At 71.5% G+C, this 653-nt stretch carries 1 protein-coding gene; it reads left to right on the plus strand.

Going from position 1 to position 653, the window contains the following annotated elements; translation table 11 throughout:
• Positions 1–482 (plus strand): HNH endonuclease family protein (locus ABD194_RS18625; RefSeq protein ID WP_343994262.1); only part of this gene is annotated, 482 nt, incomplete at its 5' end.
• Between the last annotated feature and the right edge of the window lie 171 nt (positions 483–653).

Consider the following 653-nt stretch of genomic DNA (forward strand, 5'->3'; position numbering starts at 1 on the left):
GGACCGATGACGTCGACGTGGCCGATGGCCACAACGGCTGCGACACCCGCAACGACGTGCTCCGGCGGGACCTCACGGCGGTGCGGCTCAAGGCCGGGACCCGCGGGTGCGTGGTGCTGGCCGGCGCGCTGGCCGACCCGTACACCGGACGCACCATCAGCTTCGTCCGTGGCCGGGCGAGCTCCGCGCAGGTCCAGATCGACCACGTCGTGGCCCTCGGCGACGCCTGGGTCACCGGAGCACAGCAGCTGACGGCGAGCCGGCGCACGGCTCTCGCCAACGACCCGCTCGAGCTGCTCGCCGTCGACGGCCGCACCAACAGCGCCAAGGGTGACGCCGACGCGGCGAGCTGGCTGCCGCCGAACAAGGCATTCCGGTGCGCCTACGTCGCTCGTCAGGTCGCCGTCAAGGCGCGCTACCGGCTCTGGGTGACGTCCGCGGAGAAGGCGAGCATCGCCCGCGTGCTGGGCACCTGCAGCTAGCGCGGCGGAAGACGGACGGCGCGCAACCCCCGGTCGAGGTGTCCTGCACGGCATTGTCGACACCATCAACATCACTCGAGCCGAAGGACCTCCATGCCGCAGTACGCCGTCATGTTCCCCGCCGACAACGAGGTCGAGTGGGAGGCCGCCACCGACGCCGAACGCCAGGTC

Source organism: Terrabacter terrae (assembly GCF_039529575.1).
GTDB lineage: Bacteria > Actinomycetota > Actinomycetes > Actinomycetales > Dermatophilaceae > Terrabacter > Terrabacter terrae.